The sequence below is a fragment of the Pseudomonas sp. 14P_5.3_Bac1 genome (genome assembly GCF_025466135.1).
Lineage (GTDB): Bacteria > Pseudomonadota > Gammaproteobacteria > Pseudomonadales > Pseudomonadaceae > Aquipseudomonas.
This window is the reverse complement of the sequence record NZ_JANLOF010000085.1, coordinates 70,291-91,713: the sequence shown is the minus strand read 5'-3', so window position 1 is coordinate 91,713 and position 21,423 is coordinate 70,291. Positions and strand designations below refer to the sequence as shown.

The 21,423-nt window shown below is 61.6% G+C and carries 17 protein-coding genes and 1 pseudogene; 6 read left to right on the top strand and 12 right to left on the bottom strand.

Translation table 11 applies throughout. The features are described from left to right. The first annotated feature begins 2 nt into the window (after window positions 1-2). From NTD89_RS25165 to NTD89_RS25150, 4 genes are all read left to right on the top strand, one after another. Entirely contained in the window at window positions 3-926 is a 924-nt protein-coding gene (locus NTD89_RS25165) for an ABC transporter substrate-binding protein (protein ID WP_262210282.1), read from the top strand. Between the two features lie 11 nt (window positions 927-937). Then, a complete protein-coding gene (locus tag NTD89_RS25160) occupies window positions 938-2,521 on the top strand; it encodes a flavin monoamine oxidase family protein (protein WP_262210281.1) in 1,584 nt (527 codons plus the stop codon). 11 nt (window positions 2,522-2,532) lie between these two features. Next, on the top strand, window positions 2,533-2,967 hold the full coding sequence (locus NTD89_RS25155) for a RidA family protein (protein ID WP_145165915.1): 435 nt from the start codon (window positions 2,533-2,535) through the stop codon (window positions 2,965-2,967). Window positions 2,968-3,208: 241 nt separating this feature from the next. Further along, window positions 3,209-4,558 (top strand): LLM class flavin-dependent oxidoreductase, encoded by a 1,350-nt coding sequence (locus tag NTD89_RS25150; RefSeq protein WP_262210280.1) that lies wholly within the window; start codon window positions 3,209-3,211, stop codon window positions 4,556-4,558. A gap of 4 nt (window positions 4,559-4,562) precedes the next feature. On the opposite strand, the gene NTD89_RS25145 is transcribed toward NTD89_RS25150, so the two are convergent. After that, window positions 4,563-5,129, bottom strand: coding sequence for a hypothetical protein (locus NTD89_RS25145; protein WP_262210278.1), 567 nt, complete (start codon window positions 5,127-5,129; stop codon window positions 4,563-4,565). Beyond that, a complete protein-coding gene (locus tag NTD89_RS25140; RefSeq protein WP_262210277.1) occupies window positions 5,126-6,040 on the bottom strand; it encodes an NAD synthetase in 915 nt (304 codons plus the stop codon). Before NTD89_RS25140 ends, NTD89_RS25145 begins: the two co-directional genes overlap by 4 nt. A gap of 187 nt (window positions 6,041-6,227) precedes the next feature. On the opposite strand from NTD89_RS25140, the gene NTD89_RS25135 reads away from it, so the two are divergent. Together NTD89_RS25135 and NTD89_RS25130 are read left to right on the top strand one after the other, a co-directional pair. Continuing rightward, the gene (locus NTD89_RS25135) at window positions 6,228-6,716 is read left to right on the top strand and encodes an Hcp family type VI secretion system effector (protein WP_262210276.1); all 489 of its coding nucleotides are present in this window, start codon (window positions 6,228-6,230) and stop codon (window positions 6,714-6,716) included. 115 nt (window positions 6,717-6,831) lie between these two features. Then, window positions 6,832-7,110, top strand: a complete 279-nt coding sequence (locus NTD89_RS25130) for a hypothetical protein (RefSeq protein WP_262210275.1) — start codon at window positions 6,832-6,834, stop codon at window positions 7,108-7,110. Between the two features lies 1 nt (window position 7,111). Here the strand turns inward: NTD89_RS25130 and NTD89_RS25125 are convergent. From NTD89_RS25125 to NTD89_RS25080, 10 genes and pseudogenes are all read right to left on the bottom strand, one after another. Beyond that, window positions 7,112-7,231, bottom strand: a pseudogene (locus NTD89_RS25125) (acid phosphatase); the annotation flags it as partial. A 211-nt stretch (window positions 7,232-7,442) separates the two neighbouring features. Beyond that, the gene (locus tag NTD89_RS25120; RefSeq protein WP_262210273.1) at window positions 7,443-9,953 is read right to left on the bottom strand and encodes a fimbria/pilus outer membrane usher protein; all 2,511 of its coding nucleotides are present in this window, start codon (window positions 9,951-9,953) and stop codon (window positions 7,443-7,445) included. Window positions 9,954-10,038: 85 nt separating this feature from the next. After that, complete coding sequence (locus tag NTD89_RS25115) at window positions 10,039-10,770, bottom strand: molecular chaperone (RefSeq protein ID WP_262210272.1); 732 nt, start codon at window positions 10,768-10,770, stop codon at window positions 10,039-10,041. Between the two features lie 78 nt (window positions 10,771-10,848). Beyond that, window positions 10,849-11,451 carry a fimbrial protein gene (locus NTD89_RS25110; RefSeq protein WP_145165911.1) on the bottom strand — a complete coding sequence of 201 codons (603 nt, stop codon included), beginning with the start codon at window positions 11,449-11,451 and terminating at the stop codon, window positions 10,849-10,851. A gap of 194 nt (window positions 11,452-11,645) precedes the next feature. After that, window positions 11,646-12,293, bottom strand: coding sequence for a response regulator (locus tag NTD89_RS25105; RefSeq protein ID WP_053257033.1), 648 nt, complete (start codon window positions 12,291-12,293; stop codon window positions 11,646-11,648). 23 nt (window positions 12,294-12,316) lie between these two features. After that, the gene (locus tag NTD89_RS25100) at window positions 12,317-15,490 is read right to left on the bottom strand and encodes a hybrid sensor histidine kinase/response regulator (RefSeq protein ID WP_262210271.1); all 3,174 of its coding nucleotides are present in this window, start codon (window positions 15,488-15,490) and stop codon (window positions 12,317-12,319) included. Between the two features lie 83 nt (window positions 15,491-15,573). After that, window positions 15,574-16,767 carry an EAL domain-containing protein gene (locus tag NTD89_RS25095; RefSeq protein ID WP_106578938.1) on the bottom strand — a complete coding sequence of 398 codons (1,194 nt, stop codon included), beginning with the start codon at window positions 16,765-16,767 and terminating at the stop codon, window positions 15,574-15,576. After that, entirely contained in the window at window positions 16,754-19,552 is a 2,799-nt protein-coding gene (locus tag NTD89_RS25090) for an ATP-binding protein (protein WP_262210269.1), read from the bottom strand. Before NTD89_RS25090 ends, NTD89_RS25095 begins: the two co-directional genes overlap by 14 nt. 57 nt (window positions 19,553-19,609) lie before the next feature. Continuing rightward, window positions 19,610-20,566, bottom strand: coding sequence for a fimbrial protein (locus NTD89_RS25085; RefSeq protein WP_256676528.1), 957 nt, complete (start codon window positions 20,564-20,566; stop codon window positions 19,610-19,612). A 50-nt stretch (window positions 20,567-20,616) separates the two neighbouring features. After that, window positions 20,617-21,288, bottom strand: a complete 672-nt coding sequence (locus NTD89_RS25080; protein WP_262210267.1) for a molecular chaperone — start codon at window positions 21,286-21,288, stop codon at window positions 20,617-20,619. Between the last annotated feature and the right edge of the window lie 135 nt (window positions 21,289-21,423).

Genomic DNA, 21,423 nt, shown 5'->3' with positions numbered 1-21,423 from the left:
CCATGTTCATCCATACCGCCCGCGTGGCCCTGCTGGCGCTCGCCGTCAGCACCGCGCAAAGCGCTTTTGCCGTGCAACAGGTCGACCTCAGCCCCGACCGCGTGCGCATTCATGTGCCGCGCAACGAAGCAGCCATTGCGCAGATTCCGCCGGGCTTCAAGTTTGCCCAGCCGGGCAAGTTCACCGTGGCTGTGTCCGGCGTGGCCGGGCCACCGCTGGCGCTGCTGGCCAATGACGACAAGACCACCATCGGCAGCGAGGCCGACACCGCGCAGCTGATCGCCGACAGCCTTGGCCTGCAACTCAACGTGGTGCAGACCAGTTGGGAGGATTGGCCGCTGGGCGTCAGCTCAGGCAAATACGACGCGGTGATCAGCAACGTCACCGTGACCGAAGCGCGCAAGAAGCGTTTTGACTTCGCCACGTATCGCCAGGATGTGCTGGGGTTTTACGTCAAGAGCACCAGCAAGATCACCGCGATCAAGCAGGCCGCGGACATTGCCGGGCTGAAGATCATTGTCGGCTCCGGCACCAACCAGGAAAAAGTCCTGCTGGCGTGGAACGAGGCGAATGAAAAGGCCGGCATCAAGCCTGCGCTGTTGCAGTACTTCGACGACCAGGCCGCCGCGCAGCTGGCGGTGCAATCGGGGCGCAGCGATGCGCTGTTCGGGCCTAACTCGGTGTACGCCTATTCGGCGGCCATCACCGGCGGCATCAAGCTTGTCGGCACGGTCAATGGTGGCTGGCCGCTGAAAGCGGATATCGCCGTGACCACACGCAAGGACAACGGCCTGGTCCAGCCGATTCATACGGCGCTTGAAGGCGCGATTGCCGGCGGCCAATACGAACAGGTGCTGCAACGTTGGGGCCTGGACATCGAGCGCGTCGATAAGTCGCTGATCAACCCACCGGGCCTGCCGGACTAGGAGCATCGATCATGGGACTGACACGACGTGAAGCGCTGTCGAGCATTGCCGCGGTAGGCGGTGAGCCGGCCGTCAAGGATGCACTGGCGGTATTGGGGCTGGGGCCGTCGTCGCACCGACGCCCGCAGCCGCTGAAACTCAAGCCCGGCCTGGGGCAGGGCACCCGCGTGCTGGTGCTGGGCGCGGGGATTGCCGGGCTGGTCAGTGCGTTGGAACTGACCCGCGCCGGGTTCAGTGTGCAAGTGCTGGAAGCGCGCGATCGCGTCGGCGGGCGCACCTGGACCCTGCGCCATGGCGACCGCGTGGACTACAAGGACGGCCGCACGCAAACCGTGGCATTTGATCAGAGCCTGTATTTCAACGCCGGCCCGGCCAGGATTCCCAGCCAGCACCGTACGATTCTGGATTACTGCAGCGAGCTGGGCGTGCCGCTGGAAGTGCTGGTCAACAGCAGCCATGGCGCGCAGGTGCGCCCGGACCTGCAACAGCCGGCATTCACCGTTGGCCAGGCGATCAACGATGCGCGTGGGCACTTGTCCGGCTTGCTGGCCAAGGCCGTGCAGCGTGATGCACTCGATGACGTGTTGAGCGGCGAAGAGCGCACGCGCTTGCTGGCCTTCTTGCAGGTCTACGGCGATCTGTCGCAAGAACTGGCCTATGAGGGCAGCCTGCGCGCCGGTCACCTGGAATCACCCGCGCATCCCGGCGCATTGCCCGCCAGCCGCAGCCCGCTGGCGCTGGACCGCTTGCTGCACCCCGAACTGTGGGGCGCGTTATTACACACTGAGTTCCCTGAGTTTTCGGCAACCATGTTCCAGCCGGTCGGCGGCATGGACCGCATCACCGACGCTTTCTACCAACGCGTCAGCGAACACGTGCAATTGGGCGCTCAGGTCAGGCAGGTCCGCCAGCTGGAACATGGCGTGGCAGTGACTTACCACGACACACACAGCGGCCGCGAACAGGTGGTGCGCGCTGATTACCTGGTCTCGACCTTACCGCTGCCGCTGCTGGCCAAACTCGACACCGATTTCAGCGACCCGATCAAATCCGCGTTGCTCAGCACCCGCAGCGACCAGGCCACCAAAGTGGCGTGGCAATCGCCGCGCTTCTGGGAAACCGACTACCGCACCTACGGCGGCCTGTCCTGGATCGAACACCCGGCGCGCCTGCTCTGGTACCCGAGCAACGACCTCAACACGCGCGAAGGCTTGCTGGTGGCCGGATACGTGACCGGGGAGGGCGCCGACGTGTTTGGCGCGCAGCCGTTCGATAAGCAGTACGCCACCTCCAGGGAGGCCGTGGAGCTGTTGCATGCGGGTTACGCCAAACACCTGCGCAACCCGCTGGCCGTGTCCTGGGAACAGATTCCCTACAGCGAAGGCCCGTGGCTGCAACGCGAACACTTCCCCGCCGACGCCAGTGCCTTGCTCGAACAGGCCCATGGCCGCGTGTATTTCGCCGGAGACGGTCTGGTGCAAAGCGGCGTGGGCATCTGGCAGGAATCGGCGGCCAACTCGGCGCGCCATGTGGTTGCGCAACTGGCTGACCGCGTGACGCAACAAACACAGCGTGCGGCATTGGCCGCGTCTTAAGGAGCATCCTCATGAGCGACAGCATTCAACGTACCAGCGTCGGTGATTTTCCAATCTCGCAAACCGTGACTGTGCCGGCGTCTGCCAGCCTGATTTTCGTCAGCGGCACTTTGCCGGATCTTGCCGACGCGCAGGCACCGGCAGGCACGCCAGCCGCGTACGGCAGCACCGAAGTGCAGACGGTGTCGGTGTTCAACAAGCTGCGCAAGATCCTTCAACAACAAGACCTGGACCTGGGCGATATCGTGCAGTTGCGGGTGTTTCTGGTCGGCGCTGAAGAAACCGGTGGCAAACTGGATTTCGCCGGGTTGCAGCGTGGTTATACGCAGTTCTTCGGCACGCCAGAGCAGCCGAACAAACCAGCGCGTACGGCGTTGCAAGTGGTGGCGTTGCCCTTGCCGGGGGCGTTGGTGGAAGTCGAAGCCATCGCGGCCCGTACCCTTTGATTTGAAGTGAGCTGGCTTGTTGTGGCGCGCGGGGCTGTTGTGGCAAGCGGGCTTACTGTGGCGAGCGGGCTTGCCCCGCGTTGGAGTGCGAAGCGCTCCCAATCCAACCGCCGCGGTATAACGGGTAAACCGCGTCGTCAGGTTTTGGGGCTGCTGCGCAGCCCAACGCGGGGCAAGCCCGCTCGCCACAACAAGCGCGCTGGCCACAGTGATTCATGTTTATCCACGGAGGAGCATCAAAATGTCCACATTCCCCCGGCAACTCAAGTTCGGCGCCATTCTCACTGGCGTCGGCACGGCGCAAAACGAATGGCTGCACCCGCAAATCCCCGGCGATGCCAGTGTCGACATCGACTGGTATCGCGCCCAGGCGCAGCAGGCCGAAGCGGCGAAGTTCGACCTGGTGTTCATCGTCGACAGCCCCTACATCACCCAGGATTCGGCGCCGCACTTTCTCAACCGCCTGGAGCCGCTGACCCTGCTCTCGGCGGTGGCCGGTGCGACCTCGAAAATCGGCTTGGTCGCCACCCTGACCACGTCCTACACCGAACCCTTCAACGTGGCGCGGCAGTTCGCCTCCCTGGACTTGATCAGTGGCGGCCGCGCCGGCTGGAACGTGGTGACCACCGGCCTGGAAGGCGCCGCCGGCAACTTTGGCCGTGAGCAGCATATCGACCACACCGAGCGCTATCGCCGCGCGGCTGAGCACTTGGAAGTGGTGCAAGGGCTGTGGGATTCCTACGAGGACGATGCCTTCGTGCGCGACAAAGCCAGCAAGGTATTCCTCGACCCCCAACGTCAGCATCGCCTGGACCACCACGGTGAGTTTTTCTCAGTCACCGGGCCGCTGAATATTGCCCGTTCGGCCCAAGGCCAACCGGTGATCTTCCAGGCCGGGATCTCCGAGTCCGGGCGCAGCCTGGCGGCGAACTACGCCGAAGGGATTTTCGCCGGCGTGGGCAATTTTGAAGACGCCCAGGCTTACTACCGCGACATCAAACAACGTACTGCCGCCGCCGGGCGCAACCCCGACCACGTGACCATCCTGCCCGGCATCTCGCCGATTATTGCCGACACCGACGAACAGGCCCAGGCCATCGACCGTGAACGCAACGGCGAGCTGGACTTGCACAAGGCGCTGGTGCAACTGGGTCGGCCGGTCAACTACCACGACTTCACGCAGTACGCGCTGGATGAGCCGTTCCCTGACCTGGGCAGCAATGGCTATCGCGGGCATGCCGAGAACATCAAGCAAGTCGCCCGCGATCAAGGGCTGACCTTGCGCCAGGCGGCGCTGCGCTTCGCCAAGCCGTTCTCCAGTTTTGTCGGCTCACCCAAGACCGTGGCGGACGAGATCGAACGCTGGTTTGTCGAAGAGGCGGTGGACGGTTTCAATATCCACGTGGGCGCGCCGGACGACTTCGCGCGCTTCACCGATCAAGTGCTGCCGTTGTTGCGTGATCGCGGGTTGTTTCGCAGTGAGTACAGCCACAGCACCTTGCGCGGGCACTTGGGCTTACCGGTGCCGGTAAATCGGCACACCGCGGCGCGCGCTGAGCCTGCGCCTGAGGTGTTGCAGGCAGTCGGATAGGGGATTACCACCATTTCCAGCGACCCTGTTTTTTCAGGGTCGCGATGACGGCTTCGCGTTTATGGCGGATTTCTACCATCTTGTGACGGAGTTCGCGGTAGCGGTGGCTGTTGAGGATCAATAGGCCGGTCAGCGGGCTAAGCAGGGATATGGCGTAGAGAAAAGGCGGCGGACGGTACGCTATCGTGGGCAGCGATATCAGTAAGCAGATTACGTAAATGCCGACACTGACCCATACCAAGCGGATTCGACCATAGGTGACTTGAGCCTTGGAAAAAAAGAGGACAAGGCCTGTCGCAACACTGCCGAAAAAGAAGATTTTGATTGCAAGGTCTTCCGGAAGTCCTGAGAGAAGGGTCACCAACAATAGGACGGCAGTCATCGCAATCGTGAAACAGCCGGCAAGTAGATCGGCTCCAATCACTAGCGCATAGCGTCTCCTGTACTTTCGTGGGTTTTCAAAGTAGAAGTATGCGTAAGCGCGTTCGTCGGAAGGCAAAGATTTCCAATCTTTACATTTTTCATCCATTGCGGATTCGCCAAGGTCTTTTAATGTTTCGCGCTTGCTCATTGGCTGGCTTCCTCGTAGATACCAATCGCCAGCGTCCTGATGTTTCCTGGTAGTGAGCTGCTAGCGAAACCCAAGGTTGCAGCGAAGGCATCTCTAATATGGTTGACGGTAGAAAGTTGCATTTGTGTGGCGCTGATTCGTTTTGGTAATACCCCATTGGCTTGTTTTACCTTGAGCAGTTTGGACGTCAATCGGGGGTCACGAAGCTTGAGCAGCTCATCATTCAGTTTCGCTCGCTCTTGGCGGTTCAGGCCTTTGAGTACTTGTTTGAGCGGCTTGCCGGTGACTCTCGTTGCTGTGTTTACTGTTTTGATCGTGGTCAAGGCGGAAGTGGCAACACCCAGTAATGCAATGGCATTCAGCGTTGCGTCGACGGCCTGATACCAGGCTTCGCTATCCAACCGATCAAGGCGTTGCGGAGCAAACGCCTCGGCGCCGGTTCGACCTAGCCCGACCATGCATTGTGTAACGCTGGCAGCTAGGGCGGCCTGGCCGATAAATGTAATCACCGCACTCGTGCCCGCTGTAAAGGGCAACAACATCACTCCACTCGTCACAACTATCCAACTCAGTATTGCCCCCGCACACGTCACCGCCGTGCCAAGCGCCTCCGCCACTAACTTTGACTCCCGCGGCTCATGCTCCAGCATCCGCTTGAACTCCGCAGGCCCGACATAGCGAGGCGCCTCGCGCAGCACCAGCTTCTTCGGCACCACGCTGCATACCGCCTGAAACTCACGCAGTGTCACCACGTTGAACGCCTCATCGATGTACACCACGCCCGCGCCAATCAGCCCCGGGTCGGTATCAATGGCAAAAAACAGCCGACGCACATCAATACTGCTTTCAATCCGCTGACGCGTGGTGCGGTGAGCCGAGGGGAAACCATCTTTCAACAGGGACGCAGTCATCCTTAACGCCTGGTTTTTGCGGGAGTCGAGAGCGTAAAGACCCGCAGGCACCTATGAATGTCGGAAGGTTCGCCAATTCAAGTGGGGTGCGTCTCTATCCCGCTTTGGCGTCTTGCGTGCAACGTGGGGGCTAAGGAAAAGTGCGCCCCCACGTCACTACCAACGCACACCAAGGCAGGGAGCAAACATGGCCGTCGATATGTTTTTGAAGCTTGGCGACATCAAGGGTGAGTCAAGGGATCAAGCCCATCGCGATGAGATCGATATTACCCACTGGGCGTGGGGAATGTCGCAGTCGGGTTCGATGCACAGCGGCACGGGTGGCGGTGCGGGCAAGGTCAATATTGCCAACTTGAACCTGACAAAGCCGCTGGATAAATCCAGCCCTAACCTGATGATGGCCTGCGCCAGCGGCAAGCATTATCCGGAAGCGAAACTGGTGGTGCGCAAGGCGGGAGGCGCGAGCCCGGTGGAGTATCTGGTGATCACTCTGAAGGAGGTCATGGTGGTGTCCTACAGCACGAGTGCTGAAAACGGCGCCGATGTGCTGCACGACAGTTTCGCCTTGAATTTCGCCACCGTCGATGTCGGCTACCAGCCGCAGAAAGCCGACGGCGGCAAGGACGGTGGGCCGGTGAAGTTTGGCTGGAACATCCGGCAGAACGTGAAAGCCTGAGCCCCCACCACGTGCCCGTATACTGCGTCTTCATCAAAATAGACAGCACATGCGGCCGCCAGAATTTGCGGCGGATTCATTTGCCCCCGCAATCTAGGAGATTAAGAGAAGTTTTATGAAGCGTTCAGACAGCCGGTCGTTCTGGTACATCACTGCGCTATTGACCGTTATTGTAGGGCTTTCCGGCTACCAGATTATTGATGGGTTGATTCGAGGTGTAGTGGTGTCCTTCAGTCGCGTCGGGCCTTCCATCACTTACACGCTGGCGGGGCAGCCGAAACACTATTGGTTCACCCTTAGTTGGTTGGCAGCTATTGAAACGTTTTTAATTGCGCTGACCCTGTTTACGGCTTGGATTGCCCGAGAAATGGGCAAAAACGAACGGTTCAAATGATGTCGATGGAGGTCTGGGCCCAGAGCACGGCGTCGAGTTGATCGTTGGCCGGTGGGGTTTGCTGGCAGCCTGCGAGGGCTGTGGCCAGCAGGCAGGCACCGGCGAAAATCAGGTTACGCATGGGCAAGTCTCGAAGAGGAGGGCGCATCGGCAGCACCTTAGCCTAAACGCTGACCTTAAGCTGTACCTCAACCGAAATGTGGGAGCGGGCTTGCTCGCGAAGGTGGAGTGTCAGTTGATGTATCTGGTGACTGACACACTGCGTTCGCGAGCAAGCCCGCTCCCACATTTGGATCTTCGAGAATCAGACAGCAAGGATGTGGATTGCCCCTTCAAGGCCTACACACCAACGCCTGGCGCTCATAGTTCAGCGCCTTGTTCTGCGGCGCCAACGCATAGCTTGCGCTGCACTGCTGATCGCCCCACTTGATGATCAGCGTGCCCTGATCCTCTTCCACCAACGCCAGCGCATTGCCATTCGGGTCTGCAATCGCCAGTTGCTTGCCGGCCGAATCTTCCAGCGAAGCCCCGAACGACAGAGGCTTGTGCTGCGCATCAAACAACTCGAACAACACCCGGCGCCCGGTGGTGCCGCTGTAGTGCGCCACCACGATCGCGCCACGGCGCGGCACCACTTGTTGGGTGGCGTTGGTGATTTCCACATTGCCGCCCAGGTCGCGGGTGTCCAGGCTGACCCAGTTCACCCGGTAAGGCTGGGCATTGGGGATCACTGCATAGCCGTTATAGCCGGTCTCTACGCCGCTGTAGCTGCTGATCTTCGCGCCGGAGATGCCTGGCACTTCGGCCAGTGCGAAGGTCTCACTGACCGTCTGCCCCAGGTTGATGCCGCCTGCGTGAGCGACCACCGAGCCGGCGAGGTTGAGGTTCTGCGAGTTGTAACCCTGGCCCTGGCTGTAGCCCAGGCTCACATCCGCCACGGACGTCCGGCTGTTGATGTTCACCGAGCCGGAATCCCCGCTGGTGTCGCTGTGGCCGGCCTGCACCGAATAAAACGTGTCGCTGGTATCGGCGACGTAGCCATTGATGCCCGCCTGCGTGGTGGTGTCGCCGTGCTGCCGGCTGCTGGTGACAAACGCGCGCGGCGCGCGGGCCTGGCTGCCCAGCGGGAACGAAATCGACAGGTTCAATTGCGTGTCGCTGCTCGGCTGGCCCCAGGTGACGATCTGCTTGGTGCGCGTTACGCCGAGGTTGTAGCTCAGGTCGCCCCAGTTGCTGGTGTAGCCGGCCGAAAAGCTCTGCGAGCCGCCGCGGTTCCAGTAGCGCTGGTCACTGGCATTCACGTACACGCTGCCAAATTCGTTGTTGCGCCCGATGCTCTGGTTGATGGTCAGGTCGGTGCGGGTTTTAGAGTGGCCGGTGCGCACACGCACGTCCTGGCTGTTGTCTTCGACATGGTCGCTGAGGGTGCGGTAGCCCTCGGTGGAGTAACGGTAGGCGGCCAGGGTGAAGTTGGTGTCGGTACCGGTGAAGGTTTTTGCATACAGCGCCCGCACGCTGCTGCCCTGGGTGGTTTTCCCTTGCGCCTTGCTGGAGGAGTGCGTCGTGTCCAGCGAGAAGGCGCCGAACGAGGTGTTCTTGCCGGCGCCAATGGACAGTGCGTTGTAGTCCTCGCTGGCCTGCAACCCGACAATTCCGCTGAGGTTGCTGGTCAGGCCGTACGCCAGGGTGCCGCTGAGAAAACGCGGGCTCGCCAGGCCGTCGGCGTTGCTCTTGAAGGTACCCGCCGAGAGGCTGTACTTGACCTGGCCTTCACGCACCATGATCGGCAGGCTGGAAAACGCCTGCATCGTCACGCGGCGCGTGCCGTCGGCTTCGATCACGGTGATTTGCAGGTCGCCGTTGGAGCCGCTGGGGTAGATGTCGTTGATCTCGAACGGCCCCGGCGCGACGTTGGCGGTGTAGAGGATGTAGTCGTTCTGGCGGATTTCCACCGTCGCGTTGGTCTGCGCCACGCCACGGATCACCGGCGCATAACCGCGCTCGCTGTCGGCGCGCATGCCGTCATCGGAGGCCAGTTTGAGGCCGCGATAACGCACGCTGTCGAACAGGTCGGTGTCGGAGAAAATCTCACCGGCGCTGAACTGGCCCTTGATCGCCGTCACGTCGTGCTGCAGGTAAGTACGGTTGCTGGTGTAAGTGTTCGAGCGCCCGGTGCCGCCGCTCAAGTTCGATTCATTGCGCAGGCGCCACGCGCCCAGGTTGATACCGTTGCGCAGGCCGAGGTTATTGGAGAGGCGCGTTTTGTAGTCGCCGGCGGTGCGGCTGCTGTTGAGCTGGTAGTTGATAAACGCTGCGGGCACGCCGTCATCCCATAGTTGCGGGTCGACGTAACCGCGCATGCCGCGCTGCATGGCCACCTGCGGAATGCTCGCCATCAGGCGCAGGCGGCTGCTGTCGTAACGCACGCTGGCCTCCTCGATCATCTCGGCGAGGGCATAGCATTCCTGCGGCTGCTGCGGGTCGATTTTGCCTTCGGCCTGGAGGCGGTGCATGTCGATGCCCAGCTGCTTGAGCAGATCGAGGGTCAGGCAGGCTTCGACCCGGTCGTTTTTCGGGTTGCGCTTGAAGTCGATGTCGCGCCGGCCCACCAGCACTTCGTTGCTGTACAGGTCGACGCGGTAATTGCCCGGCAGCACGCTGTTGGCCGAGAGCAATTGCTGCAGGTCGACCGTTGACTGCGAGCCTTGCAGGAACGTGGTGTTGAAGGTTTGCGCAGTGTCCTCGGCCATCGCCCAGGCCGGCAGGCCGGCGGCAATCGCGAACGACAGCGTCTTCAACTTCAGTGCGCCACGCGCGGGCCTGTTACTGGAAAGAAAAGACATGCGAAGACCTGTGACATCCCTGATTGGCGAACAGGCGGGCACGCGAACACGCACGCAACGTGAGCCTGTGGGTTAGAGAAAGTGCTTAGGGGTTGAGGCGTGCTTCGGTGGCGTGTGCAGCGATGCCCGAAAGTGGCGCGGTGTAATGATTCTGTGCGCCGTAGTCATTGATGCTGGAAAACGACAGTTGCACCGGGCCGGGCGCTGGCGCCGTCTTGAGCGCGAACTGTCTTTGCTCGCCGGGCGCGATCATGGTCGAGTCGCTCGCCAGTTGTGCCTGCACCTTAACGTCGGCCATGGACACGTGGTACAGCGTCGGGTTTTTCACCTGCAACAGCGTTTGCGCGCCGTGCTTGACCAATGTCCACTCCAGCTGTGCAGGCGCCTGCAACGCACTGCCGGTCAGGCCGGCAGGGCGGAAAAAAATCTTGATGCGTTGGCGAATGGCCAACTGCAAGGTGTTCTCGGTCTCGCTGGCCTTGGGGATTTCCTGCACGTTCAACCACACCACCGACTCGCGGTCCGTGGGCATGCCCGTGCCTTCATACAAGATGCGCAGCAGTTGCTGTTCCTTGGCGAACACCCGGGCCAGTGGCGGGGTGACGGCAAACGGAGCACGGCTGCCGCTGGAGTCATTCATGTCGACCCAGGACTGAATCAACACATCCTGGTTACCGTTGCGCACGGTGATATTGGCTTCTTTGTGGTCGCCATCGAACACGATGCGGGTGGCATTCAATGAAATGCTGGCGGCGGCCTGGGTAGCCATAAGCATGCCCAGCAGCCCCAGGCATGCGGCAAGAGAACGAGGCAGCATGAGGGTTATCCGGTGTAATCAAAAAAGAGAATGGCGAGGCCGTGTGGCCTCGCGCGTTCGGTGCACGGGGCGCCGGGGTTACTCGTATTGCAGGATGAACGGCAGGGTGGCATCACCGCGACCGGCGGTGGATGCACCGGCAGCGCCGGTGGTGACGTAGGCGGCCGCAAAGCTCAGGGTGGCGTCGCCGCCGGCAGTGCCGGTGCCGTGCATGGTGCTTTCGATGCGCGCAGTGGCCTGCGAGCTGAGGTCGATCAAGCTGCCATTGCTGTCGAGCAGGGCGATACCGACGTTTTTAGCCGAAGCGGAACCGGCGTTCAGCGCCAGTACGTTCTTGCCGGTCACCAGGCCCGAACCGCCGTTGTTGGCGTCAAAGATCATCGCGACTTTGGTGCCCTGGTTGCAGTTGACGTTCAGGTTGAAGTCTTTGGCAGTCACACGGCCGGCGGTTGGGTTTTCCGCGGTGCCCATGTCTTTGATCGAAACGTTGCCCATGTCCACCGAAATACTGCGATCGGAGTTGGCGCCGTCTACCGAGCAGGCGTCGTTGTTGATCACGCCGGTGAAGGTAATTTTACCGCTGCCGCCCAGGGTAGGCGTCGGTGCCGGATCATCGGCAAATGCACTGCCGGAGGCGGCGATAATGGCCGAGGCGATAACAGCCAGGGAAAACTTCTTCATGATGATGTCCGTAAGTGTTAGTTGGAAAATGCGGTTGTTGAACTGCGAGGAAAGAATAAGAGGGCAGGCGCTGCGAGCGAATAAGACGATTCTTATAAGCCGCGCAATAGACGGGTTAGTTGCACCGCAAGGCAGTTTCGGAGCCCGCAAACAGGGGGCCAAGCCATTGCCCGGGAATGGCTTGCACGGTGTGCTTAGTTGAAGATATTGCGCGCCAGGCAATAGGCGAGAAGGTCCTGGTCGCTGCTCACTTCAAGTTTGCGCATGGCCGATATTTTTTGCGCACTGATGGTCTTTGAACTGCGGTTCTGGCTGCGCGCAATATCACTCACGCTCATGCCTGAAATAAACAAACGCAAGATCTCGAACTCTTTGGGCGACAAGCTGGTAAAGCGCTCGTCGATGGCCGTGAGGGTCTCGATCACCGAGGTCTTGGGCGGCTCCAGGCTGCGGTAGGCGCTCTGTTGCGCAATCGCCTTGAGCGCCAGTTGAATCTCGGTGTGCAACTGGCTTTTCTGGATGATGCCGACCACGCCCAACTCCTGCAGACGCGTGAGGATCAGGTGGTTGGAAATCATGGTCAGAATCAAAATCTGCACCTGCGGAAAATGCCGTTTCAGGTACTCCACCAGCTTCAGCCCATCGCCGTAGGGCGAGTCGCCGGGCATGTTGTAATCGGTGATCACGATGTCGGCGCCCTGGCGCTGCAACAGCTCGATCAGGCCCGCCGAACACACCGCTTCGCCCACGACTTGAAAGCGCGTGTCGCGCTCCACCAGTTCGCGTACCCCGAGCAGCACGATCGGGTGATCGTCCGCGATAACCACGTTGAATTTTTTCATAAAGGGCCGTCCGTAGTGCCAGTTCAAGTGAGGGAAGTGTGCCCGGGCTGGAGAGTGTCCAGGACGGCCGACAGTCGTTGCATCACCGCCTTCACCTTGAGCTCAAGCGTGGTGTCGAGGCTGCCGCGGTTCAGTGCGTTTTCCAGCTCGATGCAGGCCTGGGCCAGAGGGAGCGCCTGCACGGCGCCCAGTGCGCCGGCGGCCGAATGCAGCAGTTGGGCGAGCGCGCGCGCATCACGCTGCGCCAGTGCCGCGCCGAGTCGCTGCAAATCTTGCTGCACGCTGCTGATGAACAGCGGGCGCATCTTGTCCGACAGCTGCACGTGGTCGTCGAACGGCGCGGGCGGCGGTTCGACCGGCGCCTTGACCTGGCACAGCTTGACCAACTGCGCGCGCAGGGTTTGCAGGCTCAGGGGTTTGACGATCCAGGCGTTCATGCCGACCGCCAGGCAGCGCACGCCTTCCTCGCGCATGGCGTTGGCGGTCACGCCGATGATCGGCAATTGCGGGTCATGCGCCCTGAGCGTGCGGGCCAGCTCATAACCATTCATCAAGGGCATGTTCACGTCGGTCAACACCAGGTCGAAGGCGTGCGGTTGCCACAACTGCAGCGCCTGCTCGCCGTTGGCGGCCAGGGTCACCGAGCAGCCGAGCGCCTCCAGTTGTTCCTTGATGATCGCCTGATTGATCGGGTTGTCCTCGGCCACCAGGATGCGCAACCCAAGCTGCCCGGCGCTTTGTGGCAGGGCCGCCGGCGGTTGCTCATGCTTGCCATGCTGGGCCAGCGACACGGTGGTGGCGATAGCCCGTACGTCGTGCACGTCCACGACCCAGCCCTGCGCCGTGTGCAGCGGCGGGCTGTGCGCGCCGGGCAGGCACAGCACGCGTTGCCCGGCCCAGTAGCGGGCGGGCTCGCTGGGCAGCAGATCGACCAGCACCGCCTGGCGGCTGTCCTGTTCCGGCGTGGGCGCCGCCAGGGCCGCGGCAATGCCCAGGCGATTGAGCCAGTCACACAGCGACTGCGCCAGCTCGCGCACCGGCGCCTGCACATACACAGACGTCGCGCTGGGTTCGATCAGCGGCGGGTTGGTCAGCGCACCGCTGCTCAGCGGCAGGCGTATTTTCAGGGTGAAGCTGCTACCCAGGCCGGGCTCGCTGACCACTTTGATCTCGCCGTCCATCATTTGCGCCAGCCAGCGGCAAATCGGCAGCCCCAGCCCGGCGCCGCCTTCGCCGGCGGTGTCGGGAGCCTGGTAAAACACATCGAACAGCTTGGCCTGCTGCGCCTCGGGGATGCCCACGCCAGAGTCGGTGACCTGCCATTCCAGGTTGACGTACTCGGCGTCGCACGCCGTGACCCGGGCGCGGATCACCACGCGCCCGATGTCGGTGAACTTGAGCGCGTTGCTCACCAGGTTGTTGAGAATCTGGCGAATGCGCATCGGGTCGCCCAGTACGCTGTCGGGCAGCTGCGGGTCGATGCAACTGTAAAGCTGCAAACCCTTGCGCTGGGCGAAGGCGGCGTAGGTGTGCAGGGTGTCTTCGAGCATGTCCAGCGGGCAGAACTCCACGGCCTCAATCGCCATTTGCCCGGACTCGATTTTCGACACGTCGAGCACGTCGCTGATCAGCTGGAACAGCGTCGCGGACGAACGCTGTATGGTCTGCAGGTAGGTTTTCTGGTGCGGGTCCAGGTCGGTCAGGCCGAGCAGTTCCAGAGTGCCGAGCACGCCATACAACGGCGTGCGAATTTCATGGCTCATGGTCGCCAGGAACAGCGTCTTGGCCTCGTTGGCGGCATCGGCGGCGTGGCGGGCGTCCTCTAATGACTGGGCATCTTCGATATGCCGGGTGATGTCGTTGAATGCATACAGGCGCACGTCTTCGGCCTGGTAACGGGTGGAGACGAAGCCAATCTGCAGGTGGCGGCCTTCGATCTCCAGGTGCGTCTCGCCGCTGTCGGCGCTGTCATGCACACCGGTCAATGCGGAGACCAGCCGCGCGGTGCCTGGCCATTGCTGGGCCCGCTGGTTCTCGATCAACACCTTGCCGTCACTGCGCCGCACCACGCACAGGCCTGTGGGCGCGGTGTCGATGATCACGCGGCTGAACGCCACGCTTTCGGCGATGCGTTCGTGCGCCAGGCGCGCGGGGTTGATCACCTGGCGCCGGTACCAGCGGCTACCGCCCCAGCACAGCGTAATCAGGATGCCCAGCAACAGGGCCAGGCTGCTCAGCGGCCACAAGGCCGAATGGAAAAAGTGCGAGTAGTTCAGCCCATAGATTGCGCTCCAGGGCTGGTCGCCGCGTTGGGTAATCTTGAATTCGAAGCCGTCTGCCCTGAAGTGCACGCCATCGCTGAGCGGCACACCGATGTCTGGCCCGACCAGCCGGCTGCCGTCGGGGGCAATCAGGGTGAAGCGGTCAAAGGCCGAGTGGTCCAGGGCGCGCTGCACATCGTCAACCTGAGCCACGTCGAGCAAGGTGCCGACCACCGCCTGGCCCTGGCCGTCGAGGGGCAGGCCGATATAGGCCAGCAGGTGCGCAGGTGCGGGACCGGCCTGCCAGTACACGCGGTTCTGTTCCAGCGGCTGCGGCGTCTGCTCGAGGGTCTGTTGCACCGCGTTGACCAGCGCCACCAGGTTGCCGGTTTCCTCGGCGCTTTCTCGACGCTGGTAGCCCACCGACGGAACGGTGATGGCGTAAGGCGTCTGGCGATTGAGCAGAAAGGTTTGTGGCGCTTCATAGGGCGATGACGACCAGAAGGCGCTGTAATAGCTGGTGAGGTGCGCGCCCAGGGCAAAAATCTGCGACCGGGCGGCAGCGCTGATCTGCTGCTCGTCAAACTTGACGCTGAACGGCACCGAAAACGAATATTTCTGGCCTTCGTACAGCGTACGGTGGTTGTCGACCATGCGGCTTTTGAGGCTGACCTGAACGTTGGTGGCGCGCAACAGTTCGGCCTGGATGCCCGGGTGCGTCAGACTCTTGAGGTACGACTCCTGCTCCGCCAGGTTCTCCATCAGGCGCGCAAAATGAAAACGCGTGGCGCCGTAACGGGTTTCGACCCCGCGTTGCAGTGACCAGTAGTTGGTCAGCACCAACAGCAACGCTATCCCGAGCAGCACCATCAGGCCTTTGTTCAGGCGCGACGAGCTGCGGGTGAAGGCTTCGAGGACCGCGTTGTTGTGCTTCATCAGGGGTTTCCGCAGGCGCAGGATAAATCGGCACAGGATGGAGCTGACTCCTTACTATCGAACAGATAATCCGCGGCCGTCAGCTAGTGAGATGTCGCGGGGCCATCATTGTTCAGAAGTTGTTGAAATTGTTCTGAAGAGACCGCGTGTGAAATCAGGAAACCCTGCACCTGATTGCAGTCGACCTTGCGCAGCAGAGCCAGTTGCTGCGGCGTTTCCACCCCTTCGGCCACCACCGTGAGGCCAAGTTTGCGGCCCAGCGCGATGATGCTTGCCAGGGCCTGCGCCATGCCCTCGTTGTCGTGGCAGCCCTGCACCAGTGCCTGGTCGATCTTCAATTCGGTAAACGGTGTGGACACCAGGTTCAAGTACGAGCTGTAGCCCTTGCCGAAATCGTCCTGGGACAGGCCGAAGCCCTTGATGCGCAGGCGGCAGGCGCCGGCGTAGAAGTTGCTGATGTCCTGGGGCACCGAGCATTCCATCAGTTCGAAGCAGATCATTCCCGGAATGCCGTCGTGGTGCAGCACGAATTCCAGCAAGCGGTCGGCCAGGTCATGGCTGTTGAGCAGGTGCGTGGGCAAGTTGATCGACACCGGTATTTCGTAGCCACGCTGGCGCCAGCGTTCCTGGGCGTGGATCGCCTGTTTGAGCACCACCCACAACAATCGCTCCTCCAGCTCGAATGCCTTGATCGCCGGCAGGAACGCGGCGGGCAGCATCACGCCTTGCTCGGGGTGCATCCAGCGCACCAGGGCTTCGGCGGCGACGATGCGGCCGTTGGCGAGGGACTTTTTCGGTTGAAACCAGGCCTGCAGCTGGCCGCTGCTCATGGCGTGCACCAGGGTGTGGCGGTCGATGTCCAGGTGCTCGGGCAATTCGGGGGAGGGCTTGCGCACTGTGTTCCTGAGTTGGTCGACGAGGCTGCGCAGGGCGTCGGCGGCGACCGGTTTGGAGATCAGCCCGATCACTTCCACATCGAGGTTTTTCGCCACCAGGCTGGCCGCCATCAGCATGCGCCGCGACGCCGCGCTCATGATCGCCAGCGCCGGCTTGCAGCGCAGGCTGGCCAGGCACTGGATAAACTGCACGCCGTCCATGCCGGGCATCAGCAGGTCAGTCAGTACCAGGTCAAAATCGCGCTGGCGCAGACGCTCCAGCGCTTCTTTACCGTCCTCGGCGGTTTCGAGCATGAAATCCCCCAACTCACTGAGCAGGTGCTGCAGGTAGATGTGCTGCAGGGGATGGTCCTCAACAATCAAAATACTAAGGGGCTTCATGGGTGATCCGTGCATAAGGCGCCAGGGAGTTGAATAGAGCCCGCAACGCAAAGGGTTTGACCAGGCAATGGTTCATGCCGGCGGCCAGGCACAGGTCGGCCTCGCCGCGCATGGCGTTGGCGGTGGCCCCGATAATCGGCAACGGGCAGCCCTGACGACGCAGTTCGCGCGCCAGTTCATAGCCGTTGATGTGGGGCATGTTCACGTCCGTCAGCACCACGTCGAAGTTGCCGGCGGTGTACAGCTGCAACGCTTCCTGACCATCGGCCGCCAGCTCCACGGTGCAGCCGAGTTCTTCGAGTTGGTCACGCAAAATCAGCTGGTTGATGATGTTGTCCTCGGCCACCAGCAGGTGCAGGTTGAGTTTGTTCAAGTCACGCTGACGCGTCTGCTCACCGGCGCGGGCCACCCACAGCCCCTGGGCCTGGCTCACGGCCTGATGAACAGCGCCCAAGTGGTTGAGGTTGACGTGCCAGGCGCCGGCCTCGGCCTCCAGCGCGGTGCAGGCATGGCTGCTGACGTGAATCACCGGGCCCGGCCACTCGGGCGCCAGCGATGGATCGACGCTGCCGGGATGCACTTGCAGCAGCAGATGGCTTTCCGGCAGCGTCGGCAGCCCGGTCTGAGCGCGGGCACCCCAGCGGCGCAGCCAGCCGCTGATCGAATGCGCCAGTTCCGGGATGGGCGACACCACGTAGATCGTCTCGGCCAGCAGCGGTGTCATCGGTGGAGTCGGCGCTTCTTCCAGCGGCAGGATCAGGCTGAAGCTGCTGCCCAGGCCCAGTTCGCTGACCATGCGGATATTGCCGTTCATCAATTCGGTGAGGCGCTGGCAGATCGGCAGGCCCAGGCCGGTGCCGGCAACCACGTTAGTGTTGCCTTCGCTCTGGTAGAAGGGCTCGAAAATCATCGCCTGGTCTTCCTGGGCGATGCCTTTGCCGGTGTCCGAGACTTGCCACAACACACTGGAGCGTTCGCCATCGCGGCCAAGCACTTTGACGCGCAGCACCACGCGCCCGTAGTCGGTGAACTTCACGGCGTTGTTGAGCAGGTTGTTGAGGATCTGGCGGATGCGTGTCACGTCGCCGATCAGCCGTTCCGGCAGCTTCGGGTCGAAGCAGGCATACAGCTGCAAACCTTTGCCCTGGGCGGCCGCGGCGTAGCCCTGAATGATTTCGTGGACCAGGTCCAGCGGCGAAAACTCGCTCATTTCAAGAGCCAGCTGCCCGGCTTCGATCTTCGACACGTCAAGCACGTCGCAGATCAGTTGCAGCAAGGTCGAGGAAGACCCTTCGATGGCCTGCAGATAGTCTTTCTGCTGGGCGTCCAGTTGTGTGCGCGCCAGCAATTCCAAAGTGCCGAGCACGCCGTACAGCGGCGTGCGGATTTCATGGCTCATGGTCGCCAGGAACAAGGTCTTGGCGGCGTTGGCGGCGTCTGCCGACTGCCGCGCTTCTTCCAGCGCCGCTTCCACTTGTTTGCGTACGCTGATATCGCTGAAGGCGCAAAACAGCACGTCCTCGCCCCTGTAGCGGGTCGGTGCGCTGCTCAGGTACAGGTGACGGCCGTCGATGGTTTCAAAGTAATCGCTGCGTTCGGACGGCTCACCGGCGTAGGCCTGCGCGATCCAACCGGCGCGCAACGCCTCGCGCTCCGGGCCGTGGCCCAGCCATTGCTGGGCCAGGGTGTTTTCCAGCACCACCTGGCCGTCGGTGCGGCGCAGTACACACAGGGCGACAGGCGCGGTCTGGATCACATCACGGCCGAACGCCTCGCTTTCGATCAGCGCCTGGATGCGATGGATCGAGGGAATGATGAAGCGCTGATCGACGCGGCGCATCACCAGCCAGATCAGCGTCAGGCTGAACAGGCAGAACAGCAGCGAACCCAGTAGCTGTTTCCACAAGCCGGTGACCACCGCGCGCAGGTCGATGGAATACATCAACTGCCAGTCCGAGGATTTCAGGTGCTTGCGGATCACCAGGTGATCGGGCAGCAAGCCGTTGCCGACAAAGCCGAAAAAGCTTTCTTCCTTGGGCCTGAGGTGTTGCTGGCGCATCTGCGTGTCGTCGCTGTTGGTAAATACCAGCATGCCCTGGGAGTTGAGCATCATGAACTCGCCGGCGCTCTGGTCGCTGAGGGTCGAGGACACTTCACGGCTTTCCATTTCCAGACCCAGCCAGCCGGAAGTGGGGTCTTGGCGATCCAGACGGATGAATATGTACAGGTGCGAATGGTGTTCGGTGCGGTCGCTCAGCCACAACTCGTTGAGGGTGGACGGATCGCTGTGCTGCAAGGCCTTGAGGCGGTTGAGCATGCACTTGGAAATCGGCAGGACTTGCGCGGTCGCGTCATACACCCGTGTCACCTGCGGGGTAGGGCCGGCGTTCACGTACAGCAGGTTGAGTTGCTTGGCCTTGAGGTAGTCGCGCAGGCGTGCCGTCAGCCAGATGCTCCACTGGTTACCCGGCGTGTCGCCCAGCTGCACATGCTCTTCTTCGGGAGAGGAGGGGTAAATCCTCGACTGCTTGCGCACCGCCGAGAGGCTGAGGCTTTCAAGCAGCGCCTCGCGGTTGGTGAAAAACGTATGGGCTTCGGCGATGGCGCTGCTCATGTAGCCACGGCGTTGGGAAATATCGTTGTTGAAGGTGGACAGCAGAAAGGTGTAAACGCCGCTGAGGATGCCGATGAGCAGCACGGTCGCGAAAATACGAAGCAGCCTTCTGGCTGCTTCGGGTCGGGAGAGGACGGGGTTGATCTGGAGCAGATAACTTTTCAATCGCATCGGCGGACTTTAAGCGTCGGCCGTGCCGCGTGGCATAAGACGATCCTTAAAAATCAGCTATTTGTAATACATATCCACCACCACCGCAGCCTCGAATGCGCCGGGAATCGGCAGGGTGCGCCATTTCAAATCGGCGCGGAATTCGTCGTGGCTCTGGCCCAGGCCCATGAGGTTCTGCAGCGTGAACCAATTGTCGAACGGCAATTGTTGTTGGCTCTCGGCGCGGGACAGGGCGATGCCCACCGATTTATTGTTGTCCGGTACCAGCAACCCATTGATCACACTGCCGCCACCTGGCGTGGTGGCGAAGCGCGCGCTGACGGTATAAGGCGTGTCGCAGCCTTTGCGCAGGTTCAAGCTGAAGTTTGCGGTGCTGGCGACTTCGCCGATTGCAAACTTGCGTGAGGGCATCGGGAAGCTGACCACGCTGGGGCTGATCGTCAGCTCGGGGGTACAGGGCACGAAGCGGATGCCGTTCATGCCGGTGACCACGTAGTTGAAGTTGCTGTTGGGCCTTGAGTTCAGCCCGCGCACGCCGTCCAGCTGGAACACCCGATACTCGGTCAGGGTACTGGCCTGGCCACTGGGAGGCGTCGGGTCGTATTTCTCGATGAATACGCTGAAGTTGAGGGTGAAGCGCGCCTTTTCCCAGCCTTTGCAGTTGGTCAGGTTGCAGCCGCGGTCGGAAAAGAACCCGGTGCCGACCTTGCCGGTACTTTGGGTGATCGGCTGGTTGTTATAGCGAATACCCACGCGGATACCCGTGCCGATGCTGACGTTGGCCGGGTTGACGTAGAAGTAGATTTCCTCGCGGCCGTAGTAGTAGTCATCTTTGCAAATCACATTGGTGGAGCGTGGGCCGGACTCCCAGATAATGCTGCCGTTTGGCGCATCGGCCGCCACCGCCAGGGCGGTGCCCAAGGCTTCCTTGGTAATGATCGAGTCGCTGCCGTCCTCACGGCAGGCCAGCGCATGGCTGGTGGCGGGCAGGACTGCGCAAGCCCACAGCAGCATGGGTAGCATTCGTTTGGTGAGTGACATTGGTGCAAATACCCCGCGAACCATCAGTTGAGCGCCGCGCTGTGGCGGGCTTGCAAACCGATATCGGTGATTTCGGTGAAGTGGAGGGTGGTGCCTTTGGGCAACGGGCCTGGCGCGGTCAGGGTTTTGCGCTCGAAAGGCTTGAGCAGCAGGTAATCACTGAGCACCTGGCCGTCGGTTTGCAGGTTCACCAGCGACAGGTGAAAGGCGCTGGGATTGCTGACCGTGACGGTGCGCCCATCGTTGCTGCTCCATTGCAGCTGCTGCACCGCGTCGGCCGAACCGCCTTTGAGCGCGGGTGGCCGATAGAACAGCTTGAGCCGCTGGCGTATCGCAAATTGCACGCTGTTGGGGTCTTCCGGCTTGAGCGGGATCTCCATGATGTTCAGCCAGAACAGCGATTCACGATCGCTGGGCAACCCTTCACCGGCATACAGGATGCGTAACTGATGATGCTCGCCAGCGCCCAGTTGCACCAACGGCTCGGTGGCGGCAAACGGCACGCTGTGGCTGCTGGCTTCGTCCTCGCCGCTGATCCAGGTTTGCACCACCACTTCCCGTGCAGCCTGGTTGACCACGCCGATGTTGGCTTCGCGGTCATGGCCGAAATAGATCAGGCGCGTGCCTTCGACCTTCAGCGCGGCGCTGGCAGGCGGCGGTGCAAGGGCCAGCAATCCGCAGGTTAAAATCATCATTCTGAGTAAAAACATGAGCACAGATGAATCCATGGGAGCGTGGGGGAACGCGGCCCATGGTAGGGGCAGGGCGCAGCGGGGGCTTTCAGGCGATTCTTAAAAGTGCGCGGCTGTACCCGGTTACCGTTTCAGAAT